We start from the raw sequence: 20,332 nt of genomic DNA on the forward strand, positions 1-20,332 counted from the left end.
GTGAATGTCAGATACCCGTCAAATCCGCGTTTCAAACTGTGTGTCAAGCCACGTCCGGAGTTCGGTGACCGTCTGCGTGTCGGTGCCCAGCCACCACAGCTGGCCGGCCAGCGCGAGCACACCGGTGACGATCGCGGCGAGCGAGAGCAGGACGCCGAACAGCGCGCCGCCCTTGCCGGCCACGTGCCGCTTACGCGTCGCGAAGACGCCGGCGAGCGAGAGGACCAGGGCCACGGCGGAGACACCGACGCCGTACCCCAGAAGGGGTCCGGACAGCACCAGCAGCGCACCGGCGACCGAAAGGACCAGGCCGAGGGTCGCGACGAAGCTGACCCGGGCCCGCGGAGCGGGCGTGGCGGGGACGACGGCGACCGGCTCGGAGACGGCCTTGGCCCGATCGATCTCGGAGCGCGAGGAAGCCGTCCCGGTACGGGGCGGGAACGTCTGCGGGCGGGCCGGCGGCGGGGTGACGGTGTCCGAGCGGACCGGCGGCAGCGTGGCGGTGGTCGGTTCGTCGCGTCGCGGGGTCACCGGTGTCCGCTCGGTGTTCGCTTCGTCGACGGTGGTCTGGCGGGGGAAGGTAGGGAGCCTCACGTCTGAACCTCCTTGGCAGGTTTGACACGGCTACATACCCCCACGGCCCGGAAACGACACGAAGGGCACGCCCAGGAAGGACGTGCCCTTTCGGGTGAGCGGGTCAGACCAGCGACGACGCCGGGTTGACGTCGCTCGCCTTGGCGATCACGTGGTCGACGAGACCGTAGTCCTTGGCCTGCTGGGCGGTGAACCAGCGGTCCCGGTCGGAGTCACGCTCGATCTCCTCCGGGGTGTGCCCGCTGTGGAAGGCGATCCGCTCGTTCATCACCTGCTTGATGTGCAGCATGCTCTCGGCCTGGATGGCGATGTCGGCCGCGGTGCCGCCGATGCCGCCGGAGAGCTGGTGCATCATCACCCGGGCGTGGGGCAGTGCGTACCGCTTACCGGGGGTGCCGGCGCAGAGCAGGAACTGGCCCATCGACGCGGCCATGCCCATCGCGATGGTGGCCACGTCGTTCTTGATGTACTGCATCGTGTCGTACACCGCCATACCGGCGCTGATCGAGCCACCCGGCGAGTTGATGTAGAGCGCGATGTCGCGCTCGGAGTCCTCGGAGGCGAGCAGGAGCATCTGCGCGCAGATGCGGTTGGTCACCTCGTCGTTCACCTCGCTGCCGAGGAAGATGATCCGCTCCCGCAGCAGCCGGTCGAACACCTGGTCGTCGAAGGACGCGCCGCCGCCCCGCATGGTCGTCTCAATGCTCATGGGAACACTTTCTCCCAGGCGGGCCGTGGATCCCAGCGATTCGCCTCAGGGCGAATCCGCTCACGGCATAATGCCCGGCTACCTTTGGTACGTGCCGGAGGGACATACCATTCACCGCCTCGCGATCCGCCATCGTGAGCTCTTCGCCGGGCATCCGGTCACCGCGGGCAGCCCGCAGGGCCGGTTCGCCACGGGCGCCGCACTGATCGACGGGCGTCTGCTGCTCGACACGGAGGCGTATGGGAAGCATCTGCTCCACCACTACGAGGGTGAGCAGACACTGCACGTGCACCTGGGCCTCTACGGCAAGTTCGCCGACGGTGCGCTGCCCGCCCCGGCTCCGGTCGGCCAGGTCCGGATGACCCTGACCGGTTCCGGTCACTGGCTGGAGTTGCGTGGCCCGACCGCCTGCGAGGTGCTCGACCCGGGCGCCGTCGACCTGCTGCGGTCCCGCCTGGGTGCCGACCCGCTGCGGGACGACGCCGACCCGGCGGCCGCGCTGTCCCGGGTGCGGTCCAGCACGAAGCCATTGTTCGCCCTGCTCATGGACCAGTCCATCGTGGCCGGTTGTGGCCTGATCTACGCCAACGAGACGCTGTTCCGGGCCGGGCTGTCACCGCAGACGCCGGGCACCGCCATCGACCCGGACCGTTGGACGGCGATCTGGGACGATCTGCGGTCGCTGATGAAGGAGGGCGTGCTGCACGGCCGGATCGACACCGTGCACACCCAGCACACGCCGGAGGCGATGCGGCGGGCGCCGCGGGTCGACCGGCACGGCGGCGAGGTCTATGTCTACCGCCGCCCCGGCCAGCCCTGCCTGGTCTGTGGCACCCCGATCGCCCGGGACGAGCTGGCCGGCCGCAATCTCTACTGGTGCCCGTCCTGCCAGCCGCCGGTCACGCGGTCGCGGCCTCGCTCGACGTGACGGCCGGCGACTCCGACGGGGTGACCGACGGGGTCGGCTCGGGAGCGGAGGTGGAGGGCGCGGGCTCCGGTGTGGCGGCGGCGCCGGGCACACCGACCTGGAAGTTCTCCACCAGCCAGGGCAGCAGCTGCTCGTAGGCGGCGGTGGTGTCCGGCTGGTTGAAGTCGTGGGACAGCACGATCGCGCCCGGCCGGGTCTCCTTCTTGACCTGCGCCACGATCCGCTTGATGTGCTGCTCGGAGGTCTCGCCCTCGGGGTGCTCCCAGTCGCGCGGGTCGACCTGCCAGTAGAGCGAGGTCATGCCGTCGCCGTAGGCGGTCTGCACCAGCCGGTCGGTGAAGTTGCCACCGGGCGCCCGGAAATACGGGATCTCGACGCCGGGAACCGCTGCCTGGATCGCCGCGTTCGTCCGTTCCAGATCAGCCTGGATCTGCTTGACCTTGCGGCCGCCGATCTTCAGATCGTGGTTCCACGTGTGGTTGCAGAGCGCGTGACCGGAGTCGACGATCTGCCGGACCAGGTCGGGGTGCGCCTGAGCCTGCGTGCCGACCAGGCAGAAAACCGCCTTGACCTGGTATTTCTCCAGGAGCGCGAGGATTTTCGGCGTCTGGACCGGGTCGGGGCCGTCGTCGAAGCTGAGCATCACGACGTCGGATCCGGTGGTGCGCACCGAGTCGAACGGGCCGTCCCCGGGCGGGACCGCGACCTGCTGCGTGTTCTCGGTAGGCCGCACGGTCGGCGTCGACTGTGGAGCCGACGGCTCGGGCTCGGCCGTCCGGGTGGCGGCCGGCGCACCGGCGACGGCGTCCGGCTCGCGGTCGGGCGTGGGCTTCTTCTTGTCGCTCTTGCTGATCACGCCGACCGCCTCGGCGGCGGCGGTCATCACCGAGGCGCTGCCGCCGTCCTCCTGCGGGATCGTCGGCAGGGCGGTGAGCAGCAGGCCCGCGGCGACCAGGGTGCCGAGCAGCACCTGGGGACGGCTCTTCGCGGCGGAGACCCAGGCCTCGACGGGCATCGTCGAGGGCGCGCGGTGCGCGCCGCCGGTGGCACGGTCCTTTGCGGACCGCCGGCTCTGCGCGCGGCGGGCGACGGTCCGGGAGGTTCCATACGATTCGTACGCCCCCGCGCGGTGCCGTGCCGCCCGAGGGGCGGGGATGGTGGCGCCGGAGGCGGTGACGATCGCTGCGCGCAAGGTGTTGAGCCGGGCCACCACGGGCTGTGCCGGGGACTCGACGGCTGGCGGCTCGGGCGCTCGGTGCCGCCCGGCCACGGAATTCTTAGCACGGGACGTCGGCGCAGGTGAGAGGGAGGCGTGCGGCGACATTCGTCATGCCTACCGTGCCGCAAGATCTCGCGCGATACCGAATAGGTCACCGACCGATCACATAGGGCGATAGCCGCTGCTCACCCGCAGTGATGCCGATAAGTGCAATTTGTGATTGAAGCCGCTTCGGGCGTCACCTAATCCGTGGGAGCGTGCTCATCGGTGGTGGCGCGGGCCAACCAGTCGACCACCTCGCCGATCGATGCCCCGCCGGCGAGCAGGGCCCGCTGCCGGGCCGCGCCGGTGCCCTGCTCACGCAGCCGTTCCATCAGGACGGTCACCGTGTCGAGGTCACCGTGCCGTTCGAGCTCCGGTCGCACGTAGTCGAAGAGTTGCCGCATCAGCCGCCACGCCGGGCGCGGCTCGCGGGTCGCCATGTCGATGTTCAGGCCTTCCAGGCCGTCGTGCGCGGCCCGCCAGTGTGCGGCCATCAGCAGCGGGTGGGCGACATCGGGCGCCTCGGTCCCGGCTCGCACCTCGCGCAGCAGGGTGGCGACGAGCGCCCGGGTCAGCCCGGCGAGGAGTACCGCGTCGTCGGCGGTGGGCATCACGTCGCCCATCCGGATCTCCACTGTCGGATAGTTCGCGGAGAGCCGGGCGTACCAGTAGAGCATTCCCTCGTCGAGCATCGCGCCACTCGCTTCGAGGTCGCTGACCAGTGTCAGATAGTGCTCGTGCGAGTGCAGGTAGGGTGCCGGGCCGACGGTCGGCCAGCGTTCCCACAGCATCGATCGCCAGCTGGCGTAGCCGGTGTCGCGCCCGCCGGACAGCGGTGAGTTGGCGGTGGCCGCCTGCAGTACCGGGAGCCACGGGCGCAGGTGGTTGAGGACCTGAACGCCGGTCTCCGGGTCGGGGATGCTGACGTGCACATGGGTGCCGCACATGCCCTGGCCGGGGGAGAGGTCACCGAACCGCTCCCGCATCCGGTGGTACCGCTCGTCGTCGACGACCCGCGCGTTGTGGCCGGCGGCGGGTCCGGTGCCGACCGCGACGAGCCGGGCGCCGGCCCGCTGTGCCGCCCCCGCGACCCCGGCGCGCAGCCGGCGCAGGGCCGTTGCGAGACCGTCCAGTTCGAGCTGTGGCGGGCTGGCCACCTCGATCTGGGTCCGGTAGAACTCGTGCTGCACGCCGTCACGCAGGTCGCCGGGCAGCTCGGCGAAGACCGCGTCCACCACTTCCGCGGCCCGGGGTTCGGTCGCGTCGACGAGGAGGTACTCCTCCTCGACGCCGAGGGTGAGAAGGTCGTCACGCTCGGCTTTCGCGGCGAGTGTGGGCGAGATCGCCGTATCCATGGGCCCGGATTACCCGAGCTGATCTCTCCGGAAACGATCGGCGTACTTCCATATTGACAACCCCTGGAAACAAGCGTGCAATCTCTGAGAGCGCTCTCTCGACTCCCCAGGAAAGGCGCGTCCCCCATGAGAATCCCCAGGAAACTGCTGGCGGTGGCCACCGCGTTGGTCGCCGTCGGCGCCTCCGTCACCTTCGTCGCCACCGCCGACGCCGCGGTCCCCTCCGCGCCGGCCGGGATGACGCTGGTCTTCAGTGACGACTTCACCGGCGCCTCGGGCACCGGGCTCAACCGGTCCAACTGGCTGTACTCCACCGGCACCGGATATCCGGGCGGCGCCGCCAACTGGGGCACCGGCGAGATCGAGACGATGACCGACTCGACGGCCAACGTCTACCAGGACGGCGGCGGCAACCTGGTGATCAAGCCGATCCGTGACTCGGCCGGCCGGTGGACGTCCGGCCGGGTCGAGACCCAGCGCACCGACTTCGCCGCCCCGGCCGGCGGCAGGATGCGCATGGAGGCCCGGATCCAGCAGCCCAATGTGACCGGAGCGGCCGCGGCCGGGTACTGGCCGGCGTTCTGGGCGCTGGGCGCGGCGGCCCGTCCGGTCGGCGCCACCAACTGGCCCAGCATCGGCGAGATCGACATCCTGGAGAACATCAACGGCCGGTCCAGTGTCTTCTCGGCCCTGCACTGCGGGAGCAACCCCGGCGGGCCGTGCAACGAGACGACCGGCCTGACCAGCGGCGAGCGGGCCTGCAGCGGCTGCCTCGGCGCGTTCCACACCTACGCCATGGAGTACGACCGCAGCACCTCGCCCGAGCAGCTGCGCTTCTACCTGGACGGGAACAACTACTTCACGCTCACCTCGAACGCGGTCGACTCGACCACCTGGAACAACGCCCTGCACCACGGCTTCTTCATGATCCTCAACGTGGCGATCGGCGGCGGGTTCCCGGCGGCCTTCGGGGGTGGGCCGACCTCGGCCACCCAGTCCGGCGTGCCGATGGTGATCGATTACGTGGCCGTCTACCAGTCCAGCGGCGGCACCACCCCGACGACCAGCCCGACCCCGACCCCGACCAGCGGGACGAGCCGGGACGCGTACTCCCGGATCGAGGCCGAGTCGTTCAACGGTTCCGCCGGGGTCCAGGTGGAGACCTGCTCCGAGGGCGGGCAGAACGTCAGCTACGTCGCGAACGGCGACTGGCTCCAGTTCAACAACGTCAACTTCGGGACCGGCGGGGTGAAGGACTTCGTCGGCCGGGTCGCGTCCGGTGCCGGCACCGCGGTCAGCGGCCTGGTCGAGGTGCGTCTGGACAGCCGCAGCAACGCCCCGATCGGCAGTTTCGCCCTGGCCAATACCGGCGGCTGGCAGACCTGGACCTCGGTCCCCGCCAACGTGTCGAACGTGACCGGCTCGCACACCGTCTACCTGACCTTCACCAGCGGCCAGCCGGCCGACTTCGTGAACGTCAACTGGATCCAGTTCCGCAAGTGAGTCAGCGTGCGCGGGCGGCGGCGCGCTGCCGCCGCTTGCGCACCTTCTTCACCACCCACGAGCCGATGGCGACCGCGAAGAACGCCCAGATCGCGTAGTCGAACCACTGTGCGTACTTCTCCAGGTCCTCCCAGCGGGAGCCGAGCGCGTAGCCGCCGCCGATGAAGAGGGCGTTCCAGGCGCCGCTGCCGATCGTGGTGTAGAGCATGAACTGGCCCATCGGCATGTGATTGGCGCCGGCCGGGATGGAGACCAGACTGCGCACCACCGGGGCGCAACGACCGAAGAGCACGGCGGCCCGCTCGTGTTTCTCGAACCAGCGATCGGCCCGGTTCAGGTCGTCCGGGTCGACGAGCGGGATCCGGTCCAGCCAGTGTTTCAACCGCTCCTCGCCGAGGCCCCGGCCCAGCCAGTAGAGCGCGATCGCGCCGATCAGCCCGCCGAGGGTCGCCGTGACCCAGACCAGGACCAGGTTGACCCGGCCCTCGCTGGCCAGGTAGCCGGCCATCGAGAGGACGATCTCACTCGGGATCGGCGGAATCAGGTTCTCCAGCGCGACCAGCAGGCCGACGCCGACCTCGCCCAGTGAGTCGATCACCGAGGCGACCCAGCCGGTCAGTCCACCGAGATTGCTGAGATCACCGTCGGCCATGCGCCCGCCTTCCGAAATGTCGCCGTGCAGTCCCCACACACTGTGCAGGCGGTTTCTGAGAGTTACCCGTGAGCGAGGCGTCGAACCCTCTGCCGTATATGCCGATGATCGGTATATGCTTCCGCCATGACTGACACGCCGATGCGGGAGCCGACGTTCCTCGTGCTCACCGCCCTGGCCGAGGAGCCACGACACGGATATGCCGTGATCGAGGACGTCGCCGCCATGACCGGCGGGCGGGTGCGGCTGCGTGCCGGCACCCTCTACGCCGCTCTCGACCGGCTGCGGGCCGAGGGCCTGATCGAGGTCGATCGCGAGGAGGTGGTGCAGTCCCGGCTGCGGCGCTACTACCGGCTCACGGGGGCCGGCGAGCAGAGCCTGGCCACCGAGACCGCCCGCCTGCGCGACCAGGCCGCCATCGCCGAGCGCCGTCTGCGCGCCCGGCACACCACCAGACTCGGGGGAGCCACGACGTGACCAGCCTGGAGATTCGTTACCGCCGCCTGATGCGGATCTATCCGTCCGATCACCGTGCGGCCTACGAGGAGGAGATGGTCGGCGTCCTGATGTCCGGCGCCGAGCCCGGTCGCCGGTTCCCCAGCCCGGCCGATGCGGTGGACCTGATCCGCGCGGGCGTCACCGCGCGTTTCGGCCAGGTCTTCCACACCCAGAGGGGTACGGGGTGGCGAGACGCCGCCGGAGTGACCGCCCTGTTCGCCGCCCTGCTGATGGCCGGCGCGGCGATCAACCGTCTGATCGCCGGTCTCGTGCTCTGGAGCGACGGTGACCCGCTGCGCCTGCACGGGGTGGACGGGTTGATGCTGCTCGACCCGGCGCTGCGTACCCTGATCTGGCCGATGGTCGTGGTCGCGGCGGTGCTGGGCCTGCGCCGTACCACGATCGGGCTCTCCGCGGCGGCGATCCTGGTCCAGGTCGTGGTGGCGTGGTTGTGGTCGGTGCCGCTGTACCTGCGAGGGCTCTCCCTGGTGTGGGGCGTCGTGACCGCGATCGCGGTCACCGTCCTCTTCGCCGTCGCGGCGTTCGGCCGCTGGGTCCGTCCGGTGCTGAGCGCCCGCGGTCTCGCCCTGGCCGCCGGCGGTGCTGCCGTGGCCGCGGTGACCCGGGCGCCCGCCCTGGACGGCATCTGGTTCGGCTCGTACTTCGACGATCTCCCCTTCCAACTGGCGGAGTTCATGGCCGGTTGGGTGCCGGCTCTTCTCCTGGGTGCCGCGGCGTGGACCACCGGCCGGTGGGTGCGCGGCCGGATCGCGGTCCTGTCGACGACCCTGCTCACCGCGGTGTACGTCGTCCAGGACGTGCCGGGTCTCTCGTTCATCCTGATCGAGGGCGGTGCCGACGCCGGGTGGGCGGCCGGCCGGTTCGCGGTGCTGCTGCTGGCACCGCTGGTGATCCTGGCCGGTGGTCTGCTCGTGCTGGCCGTCCGGGAGCGTTTGACCGGCCGTGGCCACGGACATGTAAGGGCGCATGAGTGACCGGTGGTATTCCAAGGCCGTCGTCTACTGCCTCGACATCGACTCGTTCGCCGATTCCGACGGTGACGGCTGCGGGGACATCCGTGGCCTGATCGGACGGCTCGACTACCTGTCCCGGCTCGGGATCAACTGCCTGTGGCTCAACCCGATCCACCCGTCACCAGGCCGGGACGACGGCTACGACGTGTCCGACTTCTACAACGTCGATCCCCGGTTCGGCACGCTCGGTGACTTCGCCGAACTGCTGCACCAGGCGGCCAACCGGGGCATCAAGGTGATCATCGACCTGGTCGTCAATCACACCTCCGACCAGCACCCGTGGTTCCTCTCGGCCCGATCGTCGCCGGATTCGCCGTACCGTGACTGGTATGTCTGGAGCGAGACCGCACCGCCGGACCGTGACCAGGGCATGGTCTTCCCCGGCGAGCAGAACGAGACGTGGTCCTACGACCGGACCGCGAAACTCTGGTACTACCACCGGTTCTACAAGTTCCAGCCGGACCTGAACATCGAGAACCCCGAGGTCCGGGCCGAGATCAAGAAGATCTGCGCGTTCTGGCTGCAGCTCGGTGTCGCCGGTTTCCGGATGGACGCCGTGCCGTTCATCATCGAGAAGACCGAGCCGGGAAACCCGTCCTCGCCGATGGACTTCGGCTTCCTCAGCGAGCTGCGCCAGCACGTGCAGTGGCGCCGGGGCGACGCGGTCCTGCTCGCCGAGGCCAATGTGGAGCCGGACAAACTGACCGCGTACTTCGGTGACGAGGGCGGGTCGGGCAACCGGATCCACATGCTGTTCGACTTCATGCTCAACGCCAAGCTGGTGCTCGCGCTGGCCCGGCAGGACACCGAGCCGATCATCGACGCGCTGCGCGACACCCCGAAACTGCCGGCCGGCGGCCAGTGGGCCACCTTCCTGCGCAACCACGACGAGATCGACCTGTCCCGGCTCACCGCCGAGCAGCGCAAGGACGTGATCGAGCAGTTCGGCCCGGAAGACCACATGCAGTTGTACGGCCGGGGCATCCGCCGGCGCCTGGCTCCGATGCTCGGCAACGACCGCCGCCGCATCGAGCTGGCCTACTCGCTGCAGTTCAGCCTGCGCGGGACACCGGTGCTGCGCTACGGCGAGGAGATCGGGATGGGTGACGACCTCTCGCTGGACGGGCGTAACGCCATCCGTACCCCGATGCAGTGGTCCATGCTGCCGAACGGTGGATTCTCCGCGGCCGCTCCGGAGGACCTGATCCGGCCGGTGATCTCCGGTGGCGAGTTCGGCTACGAGACGGTCAACGCCACCCTCCAGCGGCACGACTCGGGATCGCTGCTGTCCTGGTTCGAGCGGATGATCCGGACGCTCCGGGAAGCGCCCGAGATCGGCGACGGAACCTGCACACACGTCGACGTCCCGGCGCCCCGCGGAGTGCTGGCGCACCGGGCCGACGCCGACACCGGAACCATGCTGTTCGTGCACAATCTGACCGACGAATCGGCCGTCGTCGACCTCAGCGTCCTGGCCGGCGACGCCGAGTTCCCCAACGACGTGCTCGCCGACCAGGAGTACCCGGAGCCGGACGGGCTGGACAAGATCAAGGTCGGCGGATACGGATACCGGTGGATCCGGATGCGCAGAACCGCCTGACCCGGTTTAGCATCGGCTCCGAGCAGCGTGGATCACCATTCGCCAGCAGCACGGAGGCCGCAATGTCGCAGTCCGCACGTCGTGTCGCCGTCGTCACCGGAGCCGCACGCGGCATCGGGGCGGCGATCGCCCGCAAACTCGCCGCCGACGGGATGGCGGTCGCGGTCGTCGACCTCGACGAGAAATCCGGCGCCGAGACGGTCGACGCCATCGTCGCCGCCGGTGGCTCGGCGATCGCGATCGGCGCCGACGTGGCCGACAAGGCGCAGGTGACGGCGGCTGTCGAGCGGACCGTCGCCGAGCTCGGCGCGCCGACCGTGCTGGTCAACAACGCCGGGGTGCTGCGCGACAACCTGCTCTTCAAGATGTCCGAGGACGACTGGGACACGGTGATGGCCGTCCACCTGCGGGGCGCGTTCCTGTTCACCAAGGCCGTCCAGGAGCACATGGTCGCCGCGAAGTACGGCCGGGTCGTCAGCCTCTCCAGCACGTCCGCTCTCGGCAACCGCGGCCAGGCCAACTACGCCGCCGCCAAGGCCGGCCTCCAGGGTTTCACCAAGACCCTCGCCATCGAGCTGGGTAAGTTCGGGATCACCGCGAACGCGGTCGCGCCCGGTTTCATCGTCACCGACATGACGCGGGCCACCGCGGCGCGCATCGGCGTCGACTTCGACGACTTCGAGAAGGCGACCGTGAGTCAGATTCCCGTCGCCCGGGCCGGACGTCCCGAGGACGTCGCGAATACTGTGTCGTTCCTGGTCAGCGAAGGGGCCGGATTCGTCTCCGGTCAGGTCGTCTATGTGGCCGGCGGGCCGAGGGACTGACAGGCTAATGGTTGCTGGCAACTTGCTGAGAAGAGTTACAAAGAAATCATGAACCGACGCATGAGTTCCCGGACCGTGTCGCTGACCAGCACCTTCCTCCTGCTGGCAGCGGGCGGTACGGCGGCGTGCGACAACGATGAATACGTCGACGAGGGCTTCTACTGCGCCGACGCCAACGGAGTGATCGTCGACGAGGACAACTGTGACGACGACGGTGGCGGCGGCGGTGGGGGCGGCTTCTTCATCTGGCACTCGTCGGGCTACAAGAAGGGCTACCCGGTCGGGTCGACACTGCCGGCCGGCGGCTCCAAGTTCGCGTACAACGACGCTTCCTCGCGTTCCCGGTTCGGGCTGCCCTCCAGCGGTAAGATCGGCAACGGCACGGTCAAGACCAGCGTGGTGGGCAAGGGCGGCAGCGGTTCGTCGTCGGGGGGCTGACACTTGCGGCGGATTCCGCACGGGCCGGTGCGCGACGGGTGGCGGCTCACCAACTACAGCCTCGGCCTGACCTACAACGATGACGTCCTCCCCGACGGGACGACGTATTCGTACTGGCAGGAGGGGCCGTACTACGACTTCACCGCGGCTGAGATCGAGGAGCTGGAGACCGCGAGCACGACCCTCTACGCCATGTGCCTGGAGGCCGGCGACTGGATCGTCCAGCAGTGTCCACGGCGCACGGCCGAGGGCCGCCGCCAGGGCTATTTCACCTCGATCTGCACCGCCGAGTCGTGCTTCCTCACCCGGATCGGCGTCCCGGAGTACACGCACGAGCAGATCATCCGGACCTGGTTCGACGGTGACGCCGAGACGTGGACCCATCAGGACAAGGACCCGGACGGACGGCTGCCGATGGGGACGCCGGACTGGTCACCGAGCGTCTACGGCCGGTTCGACCTCTGGTACAACGGGGCCGGCAGTGTCCCGCGGCTGCTCGAGTTCAACGCGCAGACGCCGACCTCGCTGATCGAGGCCGCGGTCATCCAGTGGCACTGGATGGACCAGACCGGTGTCGCCGGGCACGAGTGGCGGCAGTGGAACTCGATCCACGAGCGGCTCGTCGGGTGGGAGGACGCGCCCGGTGAGCCGGGTGACCCGGGTGCCTGGCGGCGCAACATCGGGAAACTGCGGGAGGCCCGGCCCTGGCTGCCGGAGAAACCCAAGATCTTCTTCGCGTACGAGACGTCCGAGACCTCCGGTGAGGATCGGATGAACGTCGCGTACCTGATGGCCACCGCCGAGGAAGCGGGCTATCCGGTCGAGCTGATCGCCATGAGCCAGATCGGGTGGGACGTGGCCGGTGACCGGGTGCTGTTCGTCCCCAGGCCCGGGCAGGAGCACAAGGCCGAGTCGATCGACGTCATCTTCATGCTCTACCCGTGGGAGTGGTTCTGGCACGAGGAGGGCGGCAAGGCCTTCTTCCGCAACATGGCCGATCCGGAGAAGCGCGGGACCGTCTGGATGGAGCCGCCGTACAAGGCCGCACTGCTCGGGAACAAGGCGCTGCTCCCGGTCCTGTGGAAACTCTTCGGCGACGACCCGGAGCGGGGGAGGTACCTGCTGCCGGCCTACTTCGCCGAGTCCTCGGGCGCCGCGAAACTGACCTCCTACGCGAAGAAACCCGTCTGGGGCCGCGAGGGTGGGTCGGTCACGCTGGTCCGGGACGGCGTCCCGGTGACCGACGTGCCCTCCGAGTACGGCTCGGACGGCCGCTACATCGTCCAGGAGCTGTGCGAACTACCGTCCTTCGACGGGCTGGAGGGCACCGTCCACCCGGTGATCGGCGCGTGGCTGATCGACGGCGAGCCGGCCGGCATGGGCATCCGTGAGGGGATCGGCACGGCCGGCCTGGTCACCACCAACACCTGCAACTTCATCCCCCACGTGATCAGCTGACCGGCGCGGGAGCGACCGCGTTTTGCCGCGTGGTCTCCGCGAGGGCGTAGTCACCCAACGGCCCGCAAAACGCCGCCGGTGACGAGGCAACCGGTTTTCCGACACCGCGGGGTTTGCGGTGTCGGAAAACCGGCTGCCTCGTCACCGGTTACAAGGCGTTTTGCCGCGGAGCGAAGCGGAGCAATTAGATGAAGCGAAGCAATCAGATTCTGTGCCGCCAGATCCACCAGAGGCCGACGAACGGCAGGACCAGGGGGACGTAGCCGTACCCGCTGCCGAAGTTCGACCAGACGGTCGCGTCCGGGAAGTCGCCGCTGTCCGCCACGCTCAGGGTGCCGATCGCGAGGACGCCGATCAGCTCGATGGTGCAGCTGACCAGGGCGATGCGGCGGCCGGTGGGGCCGCCACGGGCCAGGCCGACGGTGGCGGCGATGTAGACCAGCCCGGCGAAGGCGGAGAGCAGGTAGGCCAGCGGCGCCTCGGCGAAGTGGGTGCTGATCTGGACCAGGGCCCGGGCGCTCGCGGAGAGGGCGAAGACGCCGTAGACGAGCAGCAGGACCCGGCCCACTCCCGAGCCGAGGGCGGCGTCGGCCGGGCGGACGGTGGTGGTCTCCGGGGAGGGGTTGTCAGGCAACGGTCACCGACGCGATCTGCTGCAGGCGCAGCACGAGGACGGGCAGGATCAGGCAGCCGATGCCGAGGATCAGGCTGCCCCAGCGGGTGGGCTCCATCTTGGCGAGGATCGCCGCGGTCGGGACCAGCCCGATCGTCGTGATCAGATAGCCGGCGAAGGTGGCGGTGTCGGCCGGGCGCTCGCCGTCGAAGAGGCCGGCCACGGCGACCACGACGAGGACCGCGACGAGCGCGGTGAGCACCCCGGCGGCGATCAGATCGACGCGGTTCGGTGCCCGGTCGAGGGCTGTCCTCACCAGGTACCAGACCGCCAGGACGAGGGCGGCGACGATCGTCGCGGTCGACAGGGCTCCGTTCACCCGGCCAGGTTACTGAGGCCCTCCGGGCCTGGTAACTTCCGGCCCGGAGATCAAGAACGCGAGGACGGGGCGATCCGGTGCGGTTCGGACTTTTCGGTACGGGACCATGGGCTCAACTGGCGCACGCGCCGGCACTGGCCGCGCACTCCGGCGTGGAGTTCGCCGGCGTCTGGGGGCGTGATCCACAGAAGGCGGCCGACCTGGCCGGCCGTTACGACGTGCCCGCCTACTCCGATGTCGACGCCCTGATCGCCGACGTCGACGCGGTCGCGATCGCGCTCCCGCCGGACGTGCAGGCGCCGATCGCCCTGCGTGCCGCCCGGGCGGGGAAGCACCTCCTGCTGGACAAGCCGATCGCGTTGCGTACCGAGGATGCCGAAGCCCTGGCCGCCGCGGCGGGTGACGTGGCCTCGGTGGTGTTCTTCACCCGCCGGTTCACGCCGGAGCTGGACGGCTTCCTGACCGAGGCCGCGGCGGCCGGCGGCTGGGCCGAGGCGCGGATCGACCACCTCGGCTCGATCTTCGTGCCGGACAACCCGTTCGGCGCGTCGCCGTGGCGGCGCGAGCGCGGCGGCCTGTGGGACGTCGGCCCGCACGCGCTGGCCGTGGTGCTGCCGGTGCTCGGCCCGGTGACCGCGGTGACCGCCGTGGCCGGTCCGCGTGACCTGACGTTCGTGCTGCTCCAGCACGAGGGCGGGGCGGTCAGCCGGCTCGCCCTGGCGGTGGACGCGCCGGCTGCGGCGGCCCGTGAGGAGGCCGTCTTCTCCGGTGACGCCGGGGTGCGGGAGGTTCCGTGCGGCCGATGGTCGCCGCCGGACGCGCTCGCCCGGGCTCTCGACCAGCTGCTCGCCGCCGCGGCCGGCGGACCGTCGCCGGCCTGCGACGTCCGGTTCGGTGCCGCGGTGACGGCGATCCTGGCCGCCGCCGAGCGGTCGCTCATCGAGCGGGCGACCGTGCCGGTGACGTCCGGGCGGATCGATCGCTGAGTCGATCTCGTGGTTACGGTGAGTCGATCTCTCCCGGTGGGTATCAGATCCCCGGTCGCCTACGCGCGGTAATGGGCGTATTGATCGGGGCTCGGTCGAACTGAGCGCTAACTGGACAGAACCTGCGCGTTACGGATGGACGCATAGTAGCGAGCCGAATACATTTTCGCCTTGTCACGTGCACCGGGGGCCGAATCGCCCGGTGGTGGCCGTCGCGGGCCCGCGACGCTGCCGGGTACGTGTCGGGGTGAGGGGATGCACTGCATGACCGACCGCACAGCCAGAGGTATGTACGAGCCGGGCCGGCGTGGGGGAGCGCGGGCGTGACCGGCGTGTGGGATGCCGAGCGTGACGCCTCCGAGGTGGTCCAGGCGCTGGCCGGCCTGGCCGCACTGCTGCGTGAGGGTGACGACGCCGACCCCAGGGTGCTGCGGAGCCTGGCCGAGAACGGCGGGGCGGCAGCCGAGCGCGTCGTGGCGTTCCTGCGCGCGCAATGTGCCGCCGGGGACGGCGCGACGGCCGCGGTGCCGCCGCGGCTGGCCCCCTGGCGTGACTGGGTCCCTCCACGGGGGCACCTGTTCGGGGCGCCGGGCGCGGATCGCCGGGCCGACGGGGTGGCGCAGCCGCGGCGCTGTGGTGACCCGGGGGAGTGACACCCGTTCAGGTGGTCGTCCGCAGGGTCTCCGACGGTGACTCTCCGAAGCGCTTGCGGTAGGCGGACGCGAACCGGCCGAGGTGTGCGAACCCCCAGCGGTGTGCCACGTCGGCGACGGTGATCGTCGCCGGGTCGCCGGTGCGGAGCGTCTCGTGGACACGGGTCAGCCGGACCTGTTGCAGGTACGCCATGGGCGCGCTGCCGACGTGCCGGCGGAACCCGGACTGGAGCGAGCGGACGCTCGTGCCCGCGACGGCCGCCAGCTCGCCGACGGTGAAGGCGCGTTCCGGCTCGTCGCAGATCGCGTCGAGGACCCGGCGGATGGACCGGGGCGGCCCGGCGGCGGCCGGCGCGACGAGTTCGGCGGCGTACCGGTGCGGCACGCTGAGCAGCAGGCCGCTGAGCACGCTGCTGCACAGTTGCTCCGCGATGAGCGGTTCGAAGATCAGGCTGCTCTCGTGGTCGAGCTCGTCGCGGAGCAGCCGGACGAGCCGGCTCCAGCTGTGCGCCGGGCCCTCGGTGAGATCGAAGGAGGGCGGCAGGTCGATCGGCCCGTCGATCGGGTGGCCGAGAAGCGCTATCAGTTCCGCCTCGAGTGCCGCGCTCCCGATCCGCACGTCGAGTTCGGCGGTGTTCGGTTCCGGTCGTAGCTGGACCCGGTCGCCGGGCCGGAACGCCAGCGCGGTGGCCGGCGTGGCGGTCACCTCGTGCTCGTCCCGGCGCGCCCGGACGAGCCCCGTGGTGGGCACGGTGACGTGGTAGGCGGCCAGCGACGGGAAGTCCAGCGTCGCGCTCCCGGCGAAGGTGAGATGACCGACGGTGAGCGGACCGAGTCGGATCACCTCGACGCCCAGTTTGAGATCCCCGTCGGCGGACACCGGGCGGTAGAAACGATTCAGGACCTGTCGGGCCCGATCGCCGTCGACGCTGTCGAAGTAGACGGTGTCCGGCGCCGCACCGGCGCGCGGCAGGGGATCAACCATGCCGCCTTGTGCCCCAACGCATACGGTGAGTATTCGGTCAGGTCGTTAGACAGTCAACGTGCCCGCCACGCAGTGACCGTTCCAGCACATTCCGGCCATATGAACTACTCTGGCGTTCCGCGCCTACGTGGCGTAACTTGCAGACCAGCGGATTGTTGTAGGAACGCGGGTTCCGGTCGGCGTTCCCCGCGAATGCCGCTCAGCGCACGACCCCTCTTCTCCGGTCGGCGCCACCGTGTCCCGCGGAAGGATCGGCGTCGGCCCAGAAGGCCGGGACGCCAGGAAGAGGGCAGCTGTGTATCTGCCGATCACGACCCGCCAGCTGGCCGACGGCACCGTGGAGATCGCCCCTAGCGGCGAGATCGATCTGGACAACGCTCACGTCATGAGGGACGCGGTCAACGACGTCCTGACCGGTATGACGCCGAGCCGGATCTGTCTGGACCTCCAGCGGGTCATGCTGATCGACAGCATCGGGATCGGGATCCTGGTCGCCTGCTTCCACACCGCCGCGGCGAGCGGCGTGAAGCTGGTGGTCAGCCACCCCAGTGCCACGGTCTACCGGCAGCTCTGGGTGTCCGGTCTGGTCGGCCTGCTCGGTTGTGCCGAGCCGCCGGCGCCTCGCACGTCGGTGGGCCTGCGCCCGTCCTGACCTGCCGAGGCCTGATTCACCCGTGCGGGGAGGGCCGGCCGACCGACATCGACCGGCCTCCACGACGGGGTCAGTGCAACGACTCCTGCTTGAGCCGCTCGTCACCCGACAGGGTGGAGAGCGGCTTCTCCTTGATGAAGAGCACCGCGATCACCGCCAGGAACGCGATCGGCGCTCCGACCAGGAACAGGTCGGCGGTGGCCGTACCGTAGATCTCCTTGATCACCGTGAGGATCTCGGGCGGCAGGGTCTCCAGGTCGGGGACCTTCGCCTCGCCGTCGCCGGCGGCGGCGCCGAACTTCTCGCTGAAGAGCGTGGTGACCCGATGGGTCAGCACCGCGCCGAGCGCGCTGACGCCGATCGAGCCGCCCATGCTGCGGAAGAACGTCAGCGCCGAGGTGGTGGCGCCGAGCTCGGCCGCCGGTACGTCGTTCTGCGCGGCCAGCACCAGGTTCTGCATGAGCAGTCCGACCCCGACACCGAGGATCGCCATGTAGGCCGAGATCACCGGTACGGCGGTGTGCGCGTCGATGGTGCTGAGCAGCAGCATGCCGGCGGTCATCACGATCGAGCCGGCGACCAGGTACGCCTTCCACCTGCCGAACTTGGTGATCAGGGCACCGGCCACGGTGGACGAGACGAGCAGCCCGAAGATCATCGGCAGGCCCATCAACCCGGCCACGGTGGGCGACTTGCCGAGCGAGACCTGGAAGTACTGGGAGAGGAAGACCGTTCCGCCGAACATCGCCACACCGACCAGCACGCTGGCGACGATGGCGAGGGTGACCGTGCGGTGCCGGAAGATGCCGAGCGGGATGATCGGCTCCTTGGCCTTCGACTCGGCCCAGACGGCCAGCGCGAGGATCACCACGCCCGCGGTGACCAGAGCCGCGGTCTGCCAGGACGCCCAGTCGAAGTGCTGACCGGCCAGGGTGGACCAGACGAGCAGGGTGCTGACACCCGCGGTGATCAGCAGCGCGCCAAGCCAGTCGATGCTGACCTCACGGCGGACCACCGGCAGGTGCAGGGTCTTCTGCAGCAGGGCGATCGCGATCAGCGAGAACGGCACGCCGACCAGGAAGCACCAGCGCCAGCCGAGCCACGACGTGTCCACCAGGACGCCGCCGATCAGCGGGCCCGCGATGGTGGCGACGCCGAAGACCGCGCCGAACATGCCGGAGTAGCGGCCCAGCTCCCGCGGCGGGATCATCGCGGCCATCACGATCATCGCGAGCGCGGTCATGCCGCCCGCGCCGACGCCCTGGATGATCCGGCTGACCAGGAGCACCTCGACGTTCGGGGTGAGGCCGGCGACCAGCGAACCGACCACGAACAGGCCGAGTGAGAGCTGGATCAGCAGCTTCTTGCTGTAGAGATCGGCCATCTTGCCCCAGAGCGGGACGGTGGCCGTCATGGCGAGCAGTTCGGTGGTGACGATCCAGGTGTAGACGGACTGGCTACCGTCCAGGTCGGCGATGATCCGGGGCAGGGCGTTGGCGACCACGGTGGAGGCCAGGATGCTGACGAACATGCCGAGCATCAGGCCGGAGAGCGCCTGCACCACCTCCTTGTGGGACATGCGGCCGGAGGCCTCGGCGGTTTCGGGTTCTACTGCTGTCATCAGCTTTCTTTCAGATCGTGGAGGATGGCGAAGGCTTCACGGACGTGTTCGATCAGCGGGCGGGCGTCGCCGGCCCCGGCCCAGCGGATCAGCGCCACCCGGACGGCGGCGTTGGCCACCGCGGCGACGACCTGCGGGCGCGGGTGGTCCGGGGGGTGGCCCCCGTGGGCGGCGATGGCCCCGGACAGTCGCTGCTCGGCGGTGGACGCGGCCGCGATGAGCAGAGGCAGCAGCTGTGGATTGGCGGCGATCACGCGCATCCGGAGCAGCCACAGGTCACGGTCGCGCTGAATCTGCTCGAACGTCGGCCGCAATGCGTCCAGCAGGGCGTCGAGCAGTGGGAGGTCCCCGAGGGCGGGGACCGCGCAGTCCTCCAGCGGGTCGCCGACGAGGGCGTGCTCCTTGGTGGCGAAATAGTTGAAGAACGTGCGCGGCGACACCTCGGCGGCCGCGCTGATCTCGTCGACGGTCATCCGGTCGACGCCGCGCTCGTCGGCGAGACGGAGCGCGGCGGTGATCAGCGCGAGGCGGGTCTGCAGGCGCTTCTGTTCCCGGCGTCCGGGCAGGGTGGGGTTCTCCACGGGCACGCGGAGAGGTTAGAACCAAACTTGCAGTTTCTGCAAAGTTTTAATCGTTGAGCTGGGCCCGCTCGATCTCGGCGAGTGCCGCCGTCCACCACGGCGCGATCGGGCGCCCGGCCAGCAGATCGGCCAGCAGCACCGCGGCGTGCCGGGCCAGCACGTCCGGTTTCGGCGGCGGTGCCCCGTCCTCGTCGAGCACGCCCAGCGCCGCGGCCAGCAGCCAGAGCACCACCTGCGGATCGGCGTCCGGCCACGACCGGACACAACTCGCCAGGGCGGCCCGCACGTCCTCGGCGGCCAGCCCGTCCGGATGCCCGTCCTCCAGCAGCAACCGGACCGCCGTACCGAGCACCAGCCCGGTCCGCGCCACGTCGAGCGCCGCCAGATCGGCCACCGCCTCGCCGAGCGCGGCGTGATCGCCGGCCCGGACCGCCTCGACACCGGCGGTGGCCGCGGCCGCGATCGGGCGGGCCGGAGCGGGGAGATGCCGCCAGCTATCCGTCATGGAGGAGACCCTACGGCCGCGGGCCTGGCAGGGTGGTGAGGGGACCGGGAGGGGAGACGGGCATGACGGACCTGGACGCGGTGACCGCCTGGGTGGAGAAATATCGCAAGGCGTGGGAGTCCAACGACCCGCGCGACATCCGGGAGCTGTTCGCCGAGGACGCGGCCTACTTCACCGCGCCCTACGCGAAACCGTGGATCGGCCGGGAGGCGATCCTCGCCGGCTGGCTGGACCGTCAGGACCGGCCGCACAGCACGAAGTTCGCCTGGCATCCGCTGATCGTCACCGGCGAGATGTCGGTGATCGAGGCGTCCACCTGCTATCCGCGGCGCAGTTTCCGCAATCTGTGGGTGCTGCGCCTGGACCTCACCGGGCAGGCGCGCCAGTTCACCGAATGGTGGATGCAGGAACCGCGGGAATGATCGCGGAGGAAATGCGAAACGTGAAACATGAATGGCATTGGAGGAGTGCTCGGATGTGCGGATCGGCGCGTATTTAGGCAC

Annotated in this window: 23 protein-coding genes; 12 read left to right on the forward strand and 11 right to left on the reverse strand. The window is 69.8% G+C overall.

Annotated features, from left to right (window positions below):
* Positions 1-18 precede the first annotated feature (18 nt).
* Positions 19-594, reverse strand: coding sequence for a hypothetical protein (locus ACFO0C_RS22220; protein WP_378068591.1), 576 nt, complete (start codon positions 592-594; stop codon positions 19-21).
* 103 nt (positions 595-697) lie between these two features.
* Complete coding sequence (locus ACFO0C_RS22225; RefSeq protein ID WP_378068592.1) at positions 698-1,303, reverse strand: ATP-dependent Clp protease proteolytic subunit; 606 nt, start codon at positions 1,301-1,303, stop codon at positions 698-700.
* Positions 1,304-1,394: 91 nt separating this feature from the next.
* Between ACFO0C_RS22225 and ACFO0C_RS22230 the strand changes: the two genes are divergently transcribed.
* Positions 1,395-2,231, forward strand: a complete 837-nt coding sequence (locus ACFO0C_RS22230; RefSeq protein WP_378068593.1) for an Fpg/Nei family DNA glycosylase — start codon at positions 1,395-1,397, stop codon at positions 2,229-2,231.
* Here the strand turns inward: ACFO0C_RS22230 and ACFO0C_RS22235 are convergent.
* Entirely contained in the window at positions 2,203-3,423 is a 1,221-nt protein-coding gene (locus ACFO0C_RS22235; RefSeq protein ID WP_378068594.1) for a polysaccharide deacetylase family protein, read from the reverse strand. The genes ACFO0C_RS22230 and ACFO0C_RS22235 overlap by 29 nt on opposite strands.
* A 269-nt stretch (positions 3,424-3,692) precedes the next feature.
* On the reverse strand, positions 3,693-4,847 hold the full coding sequence (locus ACFO0C_RS22240) for a carboxylate-amine ligase (RefSeq protein WP_378068595.1): 1,155 nt from the start codon (positions 4,845-4,847) through the stop codon (positions 3,693-3,695).
* Positions 4,848-4,973: 126 nt separating this feature from the next.
* Between ACFO0C_RS22240 and ACFO0C_RS22245 the strand changes: the two genes are divergently transcribed.
* Positions 4,974-6,350, forward strand: a complete 1,377-nt coding sequence (locus ACFO0C_RS22245) for a carbohydrate-binding protein (RefSeq protein WP_378068596.1) — start codon at positions 4,974-4,976, stop codon at positions 6,348-6,350.
* 1 nt (position 6,351) lies between these two features.
* Here ACFO0C_RS22245 and ACFO0C_RS22250 read toward each other — a convergent pair whose 3' ends face one another.
* Positions 6,352-7,002: a DedA family protein gene (locus tag ACFO0C_RS22250; protein WP_378068597.1), complete on the reverse strand. Its 651-nt coding sequence runs from the start codon at positions 7,000-7,002 to the stop codon at positions 6,352-6,354.
* A 126-nt stretch (positions 7,003-7,128) separates the two neighbouring features.
* Between ACFO0C_RS22250 and ACFO0C_RS22255 the strand changes: the two genes are divergently transcribed.
* From ACFO0C_RS22255 to ACFO0C_RS22280, 6 genes are all read left to right on the forward strand, one after another.
* Positions 7,129-7,479, forward strand: coding sequence for a PadR family transcriptional regulator (locus ACFO0C_RS22255; protein WP_378068598.1), 351 nt, complete (start codon positions 7,129-7,131; stop codon positions 7,477-7,479).
* Positions 7,476-8,495, forward strand: coding sequence for a hypothetical protein (locus tag ACFO0C_RS22260; RefSeq protein ID WP_378068599.1), 1,020 nt, complete (start codon positions 7,476-7,478; stop codon positions 8,493-8,495). The genes ACFO0C_RS22255 and ACFO0C_RS22260 overlap by 4 nt, the downstream gene beginning before the upstream one ends.
* Positions 8,488-10,134 carry an alpha-amylase family protein gene (locus ACFO0C_RS22265; RefSeq protein ID WP_378068600.1) on the forward strand — a complete coding sequence of 549 codons (1,647 nt, stop codon included), beginning with the start codon at positions 8,488-8,490 and terminating at the stop codon, positions 10,132-10,134. The genes ACFO0C_RS22260 and ACFO0C_RS22265 overlap by 8 nt, the downstream gene beginning before the upstream one ends.
* Before the next feature lie 62 nt (positions 10,135-10,196).
* Positions 10,197-10,958, forward strand: a complete 762-nt coding sequence (gene fabG, locus ACFO0C_RS22270; RefSeq protein ID WP_378068601.1) for a 3-oxoacyl-ACP reductase FabG — start codon at positions 10,197-10,199, stop codon at positions 10,956-10,958.
* A gap of 48 nt (positions 10,959-11,006) precedes the next feature.
* Positions 11,007-11,396, forward strand: coding sequence for a hypothetical protein (locus tag ACFO0C_RS22275; RefSeq protein WP_378068602.1), 390 nt, complete (start codon positions 11,007-11,009; stop codon positions 11,394-11,396).
* A 3-nt stretch (positions 11,397-11,399) separates the two neighbouring features.
* Positions 11,400-12,854, forward strand: coding sequence for a glutathionylspermidine synthase family protein (locus ACFO0C_RS22280; RefSeq protein ID WP_378068603.1), 1,455 nt, complete (start codon positions 11,400-11,402; stop codon positions 12,852-12,854).
* A gap of 202 nt (positions 12,855-13,056) precedes the next feature.
* Here the strand turns inward: ACFO0C_RS22280 and ACFO0C_RS22285 are convergent, their stop codons facing one another.
* Both ACFO0C_RS22285 and ACFO0C_RS22290 read right to left on the reverse strand, forming a co-directional pair.
* Positions 13,057-13,488 (reverse strand): hypothetical protein, encoded by a 432-nt coding sequence (locus ACFO0C_RS22285; protein WP_378068604.1) that lies wholly within the window; start codon positions 13,486-13,488, stop codon positions 13,057-13,059.
* A complete protein-coding gene (locus ACFO0C_RS22290) occupies positions 13,481-13,846 on the reverse strand; it encodes a hypothetical protein (protein ID WP_378068605.1) in 366 nt (121 codons plus the stop codon). The genes ACFO0C_RS22285 and ACFO0C_RS22290 overlap by 8 nt, the downstream gene beginning before the upstream one ends.
* A 77-nt stretch (positions 13,847-13,923) precedes the next feature.
* On the opposite strand from ACFO0C_RS22290, the gene ACFO0C_RS22295 reads away from it, so the two are divergent.
* Both ACFO0C_RS22295 and ACFO0C_RS22300 read left to right on the forward strand, forming a co-directional pair.
* Complete coding sequence (locus ACFO0C_RS22295) at positions 13,924-14,832, forward strand: Gfo/Idh/MocA family protein (protein WP_378068606.1); 909 nt, start codon at positions 13,924-13,926, stop codon at positions 14,830-14,832.
* A gap of 323 nt (positions 14,833-15,155) precedes the next feature.
* Complete coding sequence (locus tag ACFO0C_RS22300; RefSeq protein ID WP_378068607.1) at positions 15,156-15,485, forward strand: hypothetical protein; 330 nt, start codon at positions 15,156-15,158, stop codon at positions 15,483-15,485.
* Positions 15,486-15,492: 7 nt separating this feature from the next.
* On the opposite strand, the gene ACFO0C_RS22305 is transcribed toward ACFO0C_RS22300, so the two are convergent.
* Positions 15,493-16,470, reverse strand: a complete 978-nt coding sequence (locus ACFO0C_RS22305) for a helix-turn-helix transcriptional regulator (RefSeq protein WP_378068608.1) — start codon at positions 16,468-16,470, stop codon at positions 15,493-15,495.
* Positions 16,471-16,765: 295 nt separating this feature from the next.
* Here ACFO0C_RS22305 and ACFO0C_RS22310 point away from each other — a divergent pair, with 295 nt between their 5' ends.
* A complete protein-coding gene (locus tag ACFO0C_RS22310) occupies positions 16,766-17,122 on the forward strand; it encodes an STAS domain-containing protein (RefSeq protein ID WP_364076990.1) in 357 nt (118 codons plus the stop codon).
* 70 nt (positions 17,123-17,192) lie between these two features.
* On the opposite strand, the gene ACFO0C_RS22315 is transcribed toward ACFO0C_RS22310, so the two are convergent.
* Genes ACFO0C_RS22315 through ACFO0C_RS22325 form a run of 3 tightly spaced genes read right to left on the reverse strand, consistent with a single transcriptional unit; the run spans position 17,193 to position 19,829 of the window.
* On the reverse strand, positions 17,193-18,743 hold the full coding sequence (locus ACFO0C_RS22315) for an MDR family MFS transporter (protein WP_378068609.1): 1,551 nt from the start codon (positions 18,741-18,743) through the stop codon (positions 17,193-17,195).
* Positions 18,743-19,330: a TetR/AcrR family transcriptional regulator gene (locus ACFO0C_RS22320; RefSeq protein WP_378068610.1), complete on the reverse strand. Its 588-nt coding sequence runs from the start codon at positions 19,328-19,330 to the stop codon at positions 18,743-18,745. Before ACFO0C_RS22320 ends, ACFO0C_RS22315 begins: the two co-directional genes overlap by 1 nt.
* Before the next feature lie 40 nt (positions 19,331-19,370).
* On the reverse strand, positions 19,371-19,829 hold the full coding sequence (locus ACFO0C_RS22325) for a hypothetical protein (RefSeq protein WP_378068611.1): 459 nt from the start codon (positions 19,827-19,829) through the stop codon (positions 19,371-19,373).
* A 62-nt stretch (positions 19,830-19,891) separates the two neighbouring features.
* Between ACFO0C_RS22325 and ACFO0C_RS22330 the strand changes: the two genes are divergently transcribed.
* The gene (locus ACFO0C_RS22330) at positions 19,892-20,251 is read left to right on the forward strand and encodes a nuclear transport factor 2 family protein (RefSeq protein ID WP_378068612.1); all 360 of its coding nucleotides are present in this window, start codon (positions 19,892-19,894) and stop codon (positions 20,249-20,251) included.
* The last annotated feature ends 81 nt before the right edge of the window (positions 20,252-20,332 follow it).

Source organism: Actinoplanes subglobosus, from assembly GCF_042650585.1.
GTDB lineage: Bacteria > Actinomycetota > Actinomycetes > Mycobacteriales > Micromonosporaceae > Actinoplanes > Actinoplanes subglobosus.

Coding starts and splice junctions, on each gene's coding strand:
- ACFO0C_RS22265 (WP_378068600.1), top strand. CDS start 8,488: ATGAGTGACCGGTGGTATTCCAAGGCCGTCGTCTACTGCCTCGACATC.
- ACFO0C_RS22275 (WP_378068602.1), top strand. CDS start 11,007: ATGAACCGACGCATGAGTTCCCGGACCGTGTCGCTGACCAGCACCTTC.
- ACFO0C_RS22325 (WP_378068611.1), bottom strand. CDS start 19,829: ATGACGGATAGCTGGCGGCATCTCCCCGCTCCGGCCCGCCCGATCGCG.
- ACFO0C_RS22245 (WP_378068596.1), top strand. CDS start 4,974: ATGAGAATCCCCAGGAAACTGCTGGCGGTGGCCACCGCGTTGGTCGCC.
- fabG (WP_378068601.1), top strand. CDS start 10,197: ATGTCGCAGTCCGCACGTCGTGTCGCCGTCGTCACCGGAGCCGCACGC.
- ACFO0C_RS22240 (WP_378068595.1), bottom strand. CDS start 4,847: ATGGATACGGCGATCTCGCCCACACTCGCCGCGAAAGCCGAGCGTGAC.
- ACFO0C_RS22305 (WP_378068608.1), bottom strand. CDS start 16,470: ATGGTTGATCCCCTGCCGCGCGCCGGTGCGGCGCCGGACACCGTCTAC.
- ACFO0C_RS22255 (WP_378068598.1), top strand. CDS start 7,129: ATGACTGACACGCCGATGCGGGAGCCGACGTTCCTCGTGCTCACCGCC.
- ACFO0C_RS22330 (WP_378068612.1), top strand. CDS start 19,892: ATGACGGACCTGGACGCGGTGACCGCCTGGGTGGAGAAATATCGCAAG.
- ACFO0C_RS22250 (WP_378068597.1), bottom strand. CDS start 7,002: ATGGCCGACGGTGATCTCAGCAATCTCGGTGGACTGACCGGCTGGGTC.
- ACFO0C_RS22315 (WP_378068609.1), bottom strand. CDS start 18,743: ATGACAGCAGTAGAACCCGAAACCGCCGAGGCCTCCGGCCGCATGTCC.
- ACFO0C_RS22225 (WP_378068592.1), bottom strand. CDS start 1,303: ATGAGCATTGAGACGACCATGCGGGGCGGCGGCGCGTCCTTCGACGAC.